This window comes from Streptomyces sp. CBMA156, assembly GCF_014596515.1.
Classification (GTDB): Bacteria; Actinomycetota; Actinomycetes; order Streptomycetales; family Streptomycetaceae; genus Kitasatospora.
Genome location: NZ_MSJQ01000383.1, coordinates 1 through 7806 on the forward strand (window position 1 = coordinate 1; position 7806 = coordinate 7806).

General features: G+C 75.3%; 9 protein-coding genes and 1 pseudogene. 5 read left to right on the forward strand and 5 right to left on the reverse strand.

Going from position 1 to position 7806, the window contains the following annotated elements:
* A pseudogene (locus tag BU198_RS33550) lies at window positions 1-304 on the reverse strand (aminoglycoside phosphotransferase family protein); the annotation flags it as partial.
* A 290-nt stretch (window positions 305-594) separates the two neighbouring features.
* Window positions 595-1452, reverse strand: coding sequence for a PhzF family phenazine biosynthesis protein (locus tag BU198_RS33555; RefSeq protein ID WP_188300623.1), 858 nt, complete (start codon window positions 1450-1452; stop codon window positions 595-597).
* A gap of 142 nt (window positions 1453-1594) precedes the next feature.
* On the opposite strand from BU198_RS33555, the gene BU198_RS33560 reads away from it, so the two are divergent.
* The 4 genes from BU198_RS33560 to BU198_RS33575 all read left to right on the forward strand — a co-directional run bounded on the left by BU198_RS33560 (window position 1595) and on the right by BU198_RS33575 (window position 4923).
* Window positions 1595-2161, forward strand: a complete 567-nt coding sequence (locus tag BU198_RS33560; protein WP_223245307.1) for a hypothetical protein — start codon at window positions 1595-1597, stop codon at window positions 2159-2161.
* Window positions 2162-2288: 127 nt separating this feature from the next.
* A complete protein-coding gene (locus BU198_RS33565) occupies window positions 2289-3092 on the forward strand; it encodes an MBL fold metallo-hydrolase (protein WP_188300625.1) in 804 nt (267 codons plus the stop codon).
* A gap of 28 nt (window positions 3093-3120) precedes the next feature.
* Entirely contained in the window at window positions 3121-3531 is a 411-nt protein-coding gene (locus tag BU198_RS33570) for a nuclear transport factor 2 family protein (RefSeq protein WP_188300630.1), read from the forward strand.
* A 117-nt stretch (window positions 3532-3648) separates the two neighbouring features.
* On the forward strand, window positions 3649-4923 hold the full coding sequence (locus BU198_RS33575) for an NAD(P)/FAD-dependent oxidoreductase (RefSeq protein WP_188300626.1): 1275 nt from the start codon (window positions 3649-3651) through the stop codon (window positions 4921-4923).
* A 5-nt stretch (window positions 4924-4928) separates the two neighbouring features.
* Here BU198_RS33575 and BU198_RS33580 read toward each other — a convergent pair whose 3' ends face one another.
* Window positions 4929-5903: a right-handed parallel beta-helix repeat-containing protein gene (locus BU198_RS33580; RefSeq protein WP_188300627.1), complete on the reverse strand. Its 975-nt coding sequence runs from the start codon at window positions 5901-5903 to the stop codon at window positions 4929-4931.
* Between the two features lie 167 nt (window positions 5904-6070).
* Here BU198_RS33580 and BU198_RS33585 point away from each other — a divergent pair, with 167 nt between their 5' ends.
* Window positions 6071-6487 (forward strand): DUF3592 domain-containing protein, encoded by a 417-nt coding sequence (locus tag BU198_RS33585; RefSeq protein ID WP_188300628.1) that lies wholly within the window; start codon window positions 6071-6073, stop codon window positions 6485-6487.
* A 119-nt stretch (window positions 6488-6606) separates the two neighbouring features.
* On the opposite strand, the gene BU198_RS33590 is transcribed toward BU198_RS33585, so the two are convergent.
* Window positions 6607-7284 carry a GOLPH3/VPS74 family protein gene (locus BU198_RS33590; RefSeq protein ID WP_188300629.1) on the reverse strand — a complete coding sequence of 226 codons (678 nt, stop codon included), beginning with the start codon at window positions 7282-7284 and terminating at the stop codon, window positions 6607-6609.
* 47 nt (window positions 7285-7331) lie between these two features.
* A partial coding sequence (locus BU198_RS33595) for a Clp protease N-terminal domain-containing protein (RefSeq protein ID WP_317620433.1) occupies window positions 7332-7806 on the reverse strand: 475 nt, incomplete at its 5' end.

A 7806-nucleotide genomic window follows, 5' to 3' on the forward strand; every position in this document is an offset into this window, starting at 1 on the left:
CTCGGGGCGTGGCCCAGGCGGCGCGGCGTTCGGCGGGGCCGAGCAGCGCGGCCGTGTCACCGTCCGGGGGGCGGGAGCCGAGCGCGGCCGGCCGGCGCAGCGCCTCCGCGTGGTAGCGCACCCACCCGCCGTGGCCGGGCTCCTCGCTGTGCCCGTCGACCAGCCGCGTCACCAGCACCGGCACCCCGGCCGCCTCCGCCGCCCGCGCGACCACCCCGTCCACCGAGGACCACCAGCCGACCTCCACCTCGTAGGGGCCCAGCAGCCCGAAGTACTCGTCGCCGAAGGTGAGATCGACCGTCACGGTCCGACTGCTCGCTCGCTGCATCCGAGCAGCTTCACCCACCGGGACGGGCACATGCCAACGCTTTTCCGGACGCGCCGAACGGAGCTGCCGGAGCGCCCGCCCCGACGCGAGGTCGGGCACGGGGGTTTCTCCCCCACGGTGGCCTTCATCACCCGGGGCGCGACGACTCACCGGCCACGTCCGGTGCGGTGACCGTCGACCGGATACGGGGGTGCTGAGGTGCCTGGCCCCGGGGCGAGGGCGAGCGGGTCCTGCTGCCTCCCTCGCCCTGAGGCCCGCGCCCCGCGTCAGCCGATCGCCACCGCCGTGCCCGAGACACGCACCCGGGTGTCCTCCGCCCGCAGTTCGACCCGCAGGACGCCCGGGCGGCCCAGGTCCTCGCCCTGGTGCAGCGTCAGCACCGCCGGGGCCGCCACCGCGCCGAGGTCGCGCAGGTAGGCGCCGAAGGCGGCCGCGGCGGCGCCGGTGGCCGGGTCCTCGACCACGCCGCCGACCGGGAACGGGTCGCGGACGTGGAAGACCTCGGGGGCCTCCCGCCAGGCGAGTTGGAGGGTGGTCAGGTCACGGGCGCGCATGTGGGCGGCGAGGCCGTCGAAGTCGTAGTCGAGCCGGGCCAGCCGCTCGCGGGTGGCGACCGGCAGCACCAGGTGGCGGGCACCCGCGTAGGCGATCCGGGGCGGCAGCGCCGGGTCGAGGTCGGCGGCGGACCAGCCGAGCAGTGCGAGCGCCTCGTCGACGTCGGCCTCCGGCACCTCCTCGACCTTCGGCTCCACGCTGGTGAGGGTGGCGCGCAGCAGCCCGTCGGCGCCGCGCTCGACCTCGACCGGGACGTCCCCGGCCGCGGTCGCGAAGACGTACCGCCCCGGCCGGGTGTGCTCGGCCACGGCGACGGCGGCGCCGACCGTGGCGTGCCCGCAGAACGGCACCTCGGCGAGCGGGCTGAAGTACCGCACGCGGTAGGCCCCTTCGGCCGGGCCCGCGGTCAGGAAGGCGGTCTCGGAGTACCCGACCTCGGCGGCGATGGCGAGCATCCGCTCGTCGGTCAGCCCGGTGGCGTCGAGCACCACGCCGGCCGGGTTGCCGCCCTCGGGGCGGGTGGCGAAGGCGGCGTAGCGGAGGATCTCGGGGGTGCTGTCGTCGGTCATGACCGGACGAACGTGTTCCGGGCGGCCACTGTTCCCGCATCCCGCGTCCCCGGGCTCCCGGGCTCCCGGCCCGGACGGCGGGCTCGCCGGACGGACGGCTCGCTCGGCGCGACGGGCCCGCCCCGGTGGGATGATCGTCGGCATGGCCCTGACCCCGCACCAGCGGCACCTCCGCGACCGGATCATGGCCGCCGAGGTGACCGCCCCGCCGCGGCCGTGGCGCCCGGCCGGCCGGGGCCTTCAGTCCGTCGGCGGGCTGCTCGGCATCGGCTTCGCCGTCCACCCGGAGAGCGGGCACGACCTGGTGCTGACCGTCTCGCACGGCGGGCACGGCCTGTTCGACGCCGTGACGGGCCTCAAGCTGGCCCGTGACCACGACCCCGCCGAGGCCCCGGACGGCGGTGACCTCTCCTGCCCCGGCCTCGGCCAGGTCACGGACGTGCGCATCCCGGTGGCCGGGCTGTGGGGCGGCGGACTGCACACCGGCGCCGAGGGCGGCTGGCGCATCGAGGTGGTCGCCCCGGAGTGGCCGCACCACCGGGTGCTGCTCGCCAGCGGCCGGGGGCCGTGGCAGGGCGAGCACGGGGAGAGCTGGTGGCTGGTCCTCGACTCCAGCCGGTCCACCTTCCGCGCGGCCGGCTTCTCGCCGACCGGCCGGACCCTCGCGGTGGCCACCAGCAGCGACCTCTCGCTCTGGACCCGGGGGTAGGGCGCGCCCCGGTGTCGCGGCCCCGGCGGAGATCCACCGGGCACGCCCCGGCCCCTCCGGATGCGGATGGCGCGCCCAGAGCCGATCCTGGCGGCGAGGCGTGCCCGACCGGAGGAAGGACTCAAACGTGAGTGCACTCGACTTCGAGATCGTCGACAGCCCCGACAGCTCGCTCAACAAGACCTCCGTGCTGGTCACGGGGCCGCACGACGCGCTGCTGGTGGACGCCGGATTCACCCGCTCGGACGGCCGCCGTCTGGTCGAACGGGTCCGGGCGAGCGGCAAGCGGCTGACCACCGTCTTCGTCAGCCACGGCGACCCGGACTTCTACTTCGGCGCCCAGGAGGTGCAGGACGCCTTCCCGCAGGCCCGCTTCCTGGCCACCGCCTCGACCGTCGAGCACATCCAGGAGACGTACGAGGCCAAGCTGGGCGCCTGGGCGCACCTGGGCCCGGAACTGCCCACCCGGCTGGTGCGGCCCGAGGTGCTGCACGGGGACGAGCTGGTCTTCGAGGGCCACCGCTTCGAGCTGCGCGGCGCCGACTTCCACCTGCCGGACCGGCACTACCTCTGGCAGCAGCACCACCGCGCCGTGCTGGGCGGGGTGCTGCTCTTCGAGGGCCTGCACGTGTGGACCGCCGACACCCCCACCTCCGCCCAACGGGCCGCCTGGATCGACCTGCTGGACGGCATCGAGGCGCTCCACCCGACCTGGGTGGCGGCCGGCCACCGGATCGCCGGCGCGCCCACCGACCTGAACGCCGTCGACCACACCCGCGCCTACCTGCGGGCCTTCGAGACCGAGATCGGCCGGGCCGACGACGCGGCCGCCGCCAGGGAGGCGCTGGAGCGGCGGTTCCCGAAGCTGGGGCTGCGGATCGCGGTGGACATCGGCACCAAGGTCGCCCTGGGCGAGATGGCCTGGGGGTGAGCGGGCGGTGATCGAGATCCCCAAGGACATCGCCGATTTCGCCGAGTCGACCGCCCCCGCCGACGTGGTGCGGCGCCAGTACCTGGCCTCCGCCAGGGGCGACCTGGCCGCGCTGCGCGCCACGCTGGCCGAGGACGTCGAGTGGACCGAGATGGCAGGCTTCCCGCTGGCCGGCACCTACCGGACCCCGAAGGGCGTCACCGCCAACGTGATGGAGCGGCTGGCCGCCGAGTGGGACAACTGGACGGCGCACGACGACACCTACGTGGTGGACGGCGAGACCGTGGTGGTGCTGGGCCGCTACACGGCCGTCCACCGGGCCACCGGGAAGCCGCTCGCGGTCCGGGTCGCCCACCGCTTCACCGTGCGCGGCGGCCGGATCGTGCGCTTCGAGCAGTTCACCGACACCGCGCTGGTCAGGGAGGCGATGACCGGCTGAGGCCTCAGGTTCACTCGTACGGGCGAGCGCGGCGCGGCGCGCCAGGTGCGCTCTCGACAGGCCACCCGAACGGCGGCAGGCTGGCCCCGATCACGGTCGGAGAGCGAGGAGTCGAGCATGGCGGGCACGGACACCGGGACGGCCGGAGCGGGCGGCACGAGCGGCGGGCGGGAGCGCCCGGTCGTCATCGTCGGGGCGTCCCTGGGCGGCGCCAAGGCGGCCGAGGCGCTGCGCGAGGCCGGGTACCGGGGCGGCATCGTCCTGATCGGTGAGGAGCACGAGCGCCCGTACGAACGGCCGCCGCTGTCCAAGGGCTACCTCCAGGGCAAGACGCCCCGGGAGAAGATCTACGTCCACCCGCCGCAGTGGTACGCCGAGCACGACGTCACGCTGCGGCTGGGCACGGCGGTGGCCGCGATCGACCCGGCCGGGCACACCGTGACGCTCGCGGACGACGGCCGGGTGGAGTACGCCAAGCTGCTGCTGACCACCGGCTCGGTGCCGCGCCGGCTGCCGGTGCCGGGCGCGGACCAGGACGGGGTGCTCTACCTGCGCCGGGTCGAGGACAGCGACGGGATCAGGGCCGCGCTGCGGCCCGGCGCCCGGATCGCGGTGATCGGCGCGGGCTGGATCGGCCTGGAGGTGGCGGCCGCGGCCCGCGAGGCGGGCGCCGAGGTGACGGTGCTGGAGGCGCTGGAGCTGCCGTTGCTGCGGGTGCTCGGCCGGGAGGTCGCCCAGGTCTTCGCCGACCTGCACCGGGAGCACGGCGTGGACCTGCGCTTCGGCGCCAGGGTGGCCGCGCTGACCGGCGAGGGCGGCACGGTGAACGGGGTGGAGCTCGCCGACGGCACGACGGTGGCCGCCGACGCGGTGGTGGTCGGCATCGGCATCTCCCCCGCCACCGGCCTCGCCGAGGCGGCCGGTCTCGACGTCGACAACGGCATCAAGACCGACCGGCACCTGCGCACCTCGGACCCGGACGTCTACGCGGCCGGCGACGTCGCCAACGCCTACCACCCGCTGTTCGGCAAGCACGTCAGGGTCGAGCACTGGGCCAACGCGCTCAACCAGCCGCAGACCGCCGCCCGCGCGCTGCTCGGGCAGCCGGACGCGGTGTACGACCGGGTTCCCTATTTCTTCACGGACCAGTACGACCTGGGCATGGAGTACGTCGGCTACGTCGAACCGGACGGCTACGACCAGGTGGTGTTCCGCGGCGACCCGGCCACCCGCGAGTTCATCGCGTTCTGGCTGTCCGGCGGCCGGGTGCTCGCCGGGATGAACGTCAACGTCTGGGACGTCACCGAACCGATCCGCGAACTGGTGCGCTCGGGGCGGGTGGTGGACACCAAGGCGCTGGCCGACCCGGACGTGCCGCTCGACGCGCTGTAGCGGCCTCAGCCCACCGGGACGCCGGGGTTCACCAGGCCCCGGCCCCCGGTGACGGTGTTGCCCGCGCCGATCGTCACCGGGCACGTCGCCGGGTCGTGGTTGGTCACGTCGATCGCGTACCGGTCGGGCCCGGTGGCGCCGGTGAGGTCGGAGCGGTTGCCCCGGAAGACGGTGCCGCAGCCCCAGCCCGGCTGGACGCTGTGGGTCTGGTAGCCGTCGTCGGTGGTGCGCCTGCCGGTGTTGTTCTCGATGACGTAGCCGTTGCCCTTCACGTCGACCCAGGAGTCGTCGTGGTTGCGGCCGGTGAGGCCGTCGCCGTCGAAGGTGTTGCCGGAGACCAGGCCGCCGGTGGTGCCCTCCTTGAGGTCCACGTTCTCGCCGCCGATGTTCGGGCCGAAGGTGTTGCCGGTGATCCGCACGAAGTCGCTGCGGTCGGAGAGGGTGTTGGCGGTGCCGACGTAGACGCCCTCGCCCATGCCGTCCCGGCTGAGGCCGGTGTCGTGGACGCGCGAGTCGCGCAGCGTGCCGTGGGCGCTGGAGTTGCGGAAGTACACGCCCTCCATGGTGGTGTGGTGGACCGTCACGCCGTCGAGCAGCACGTATTCGGCGGCGTCGGCCATGATGCCCTTCTGGGCGCCGGTGACGGTGAGGCCCTGGACGGTCCAGTAGCCCGCGCCGTTGAGGTGGAGGCCGTAGCCGCCGCCGGTGGGAGTGGTGAGGACGGCGTTCGCGGAGCCGGTGAGGGTGATCCTGGCGGTGGCGGTGCCGGGGGTGGTGGCCTTGAAGTTGCCCGAATAGGTGCCGTCGGCGAGCTGGATGGTCTGGCCGGGCACGGCGGCGGCGAGCGCGGCCTGGAGCTGCTTGGCGGTACCGACCTTGACCACGGCCGGGGCGGCGGAGCCGGCGGCCGGGGCCGGGGAGCCGAGGGTGAGGGCGGTGAGGGTGGTGAGCGCGGCGAGGACGGCGGGGCGCTTGGTCACGGACGGTGCTCCTTGCGGTGGTCGGGGCCGGCGCCGGGGTGGCGGGAGGCCGACGGTGACAGGAACATGCCGCCATCCAGAGTGGACTGGACCATTCCGGGGCGTCAAGAGCGCCTCGTCCGCGTGATACTGGAGCCCTGGGGGGAATCTCGGACAGGGAGGCGGCGATGGGCGGTACGGCCGGGTTCGCCGTGGTCGTGTTCGGTGCGCTGGGCGGCGTGGTCGCCTACCTCGCCGGGGCGGTCGGACTGCGCGAACTGCGGCGGCTGCGCCGGGTCGGCGTCCCGGTGCGGGCACTGGTGCGCTCCCGCGCGCTGGCCCCGGCGGACCGCGCGCTGCCGCCGCGGCCCCTGCTCCAGTTCGAGACCGAGGACGGCCGGGTGGTCGAGGTCTTCTCCCCCGTCCCGTCCACCACCCGCCACCCGCTGCCGGACGGCGGCTTCGTGCCGGTCCGCTACGACCCGGCGGACCCTCGGCAGGTGCTGGTGGACGGCCGGGAACGGGCAGCGCTGGAGTACGGGTTCCTCGCGCTCGGGGTGCTGGTGGTGCTCGGCGCGATCACCCTCGGCGCCACGGTGCTCTGACGCTCCGGGCGGCCCGGACGGGCCGGACGGGCCGGACGGGCCGGACGGGCCGGACGGGCCGGACGGGCCGGACGGGGCGGACGGGGCGCGCGCGTCGGCGAGCGGCCCGCCCGGCATGCTCAGGCGGAGGCGGCGGTGGTCGCGGCCGACGTCGCCGCGATGACGGCGGCCATGGTGAGCTGCATGGTCCGGATCGCCTGCCGGACGGACTCGGCCGCCCCGTCGCCGGCGGCGATCTCGGCGAAACGCGGCTCGACCTTCCTGCGGGGCAGCTCAGGGAAGGCCAGCCGGTGCAGCCTGGTTCCGTGCAGCAGGGCCACCAGGGTGGCGGTGCGCACGTCCGGTTCGACGCCGTGCAGCACGGTCGCGGCCAGCCGCTCGCGCAGTTCGCGCTCCACGCTGCCGTCCGCCTCCGGGTAGCGGCGGACGGGGAAGATGCCCAGCGCGCGGCGGCGTTCCTCGACCACCAGACCGCGCTCGCACAACCGGCCGACGGCGTCGGCGACCGCCGTGGACCGGTCCTTGGTCAGCCAGTCGGCCGCCTTGGCCCGGCCCGCGCGGCGTCCGGCGACCCAGGCGTCGAGCCGGGCCAGCCGGCCGTCCAGCAGCGGCTCGCCGGTCGGGGTCCGGTCGGTGACGGTGAGCCGTCCGTCGTCGAGCGCGACCCGTTCGGCCAGCACCAGCTCGGCCAGGATGCCTCCCGTGACGGCCCAGGCGGCGGTGGCGGAGTCCTTCGCCACGCCGGACTCGTCGTCCAGCGAGAGCAGCATCAGCTCCTCGGCGAGGGTGACGTACATAGGGTGTCCCTTCCGTTCCGTGCCCGCGGATCTCGGTGCCGCGGCGTTCAGGCGCGCAGGGCTTCGACCAGCCGGCGGGCCCTGGTGTCCTCCTCCAGCAACGTCCGGAGCAGCTGTTCGGTGCCCTGACCTGCGACGTCCGCCAGGTAAGCATCGACCGCGCGCGGGTCCGCGGCCAGCGTGACCTCGCCGGAGTCGAGCGCGGCGCGCGCCCTGGCGTAGCCGAGGCCGAGCCCGGCGAGCAGCTCTCCGACGCCGCTCTCCTCCGCCGACCACGGCTCCCTGAGGGCCACTTCGTGAACGGCCAGCAGGGCGAGCAGGACGTGCTCGGTGCCGGGCGTGCGGCGGCCGAGGCGTTCGGCCTGGGCGTCGGCCTCCAGCCGGATCCAGGCCGCCGGGCCGCCGGACGCCGACCTCAGCAGGCGCTTCCAGCGCGGGGCCGGGTGGGCGCGGCGGGCGAGCAGCGCCTCCCGGGTGGGGAGCAGCAGCGGGGCGAGGGCGGCCGGGGGGGGCTGCTCGCCC

Bases quoted from the DNA above. Each gene is read 5' to 3' on its own strand.
- BU198_RS33560 (WP_223245307.1), top strand. From the start codon at position 1,595: ATGGCCCTGACCCCGCACCAGCGGCACCTCCGCGACCGGATCATGGCC.
- BU198_RS33585 (WP_188300628.1), top strand. From the start codon at position 6,071: ATGGGCGGTACGGCCGGGTTCGCCGTGGTCGTGTTCGGTGCGCTGGGC.
- BU198_RS33575 (WP_188300626.1), top strand. From the start codon at position 3,649: ATGGCGGGCACGGACACCGGGACGGCCGGAGCGGGCGGCACGAGCGGC.
- BU198_RS33590 (WP_188300629.1), bottom strand. From the start codon at position 7,284: ATGTACGTCACCCTCGCCGAGGAGCTGATGCTGCTCTCGCTGGACGAC.
- BU198_RS33555 (WP_188300623.1), bottom strand. From the start codon at position 1,452: ATGACCGACGACAGCACCCCCGAGATCCTCCGCTACGCCGCCTTCGCC.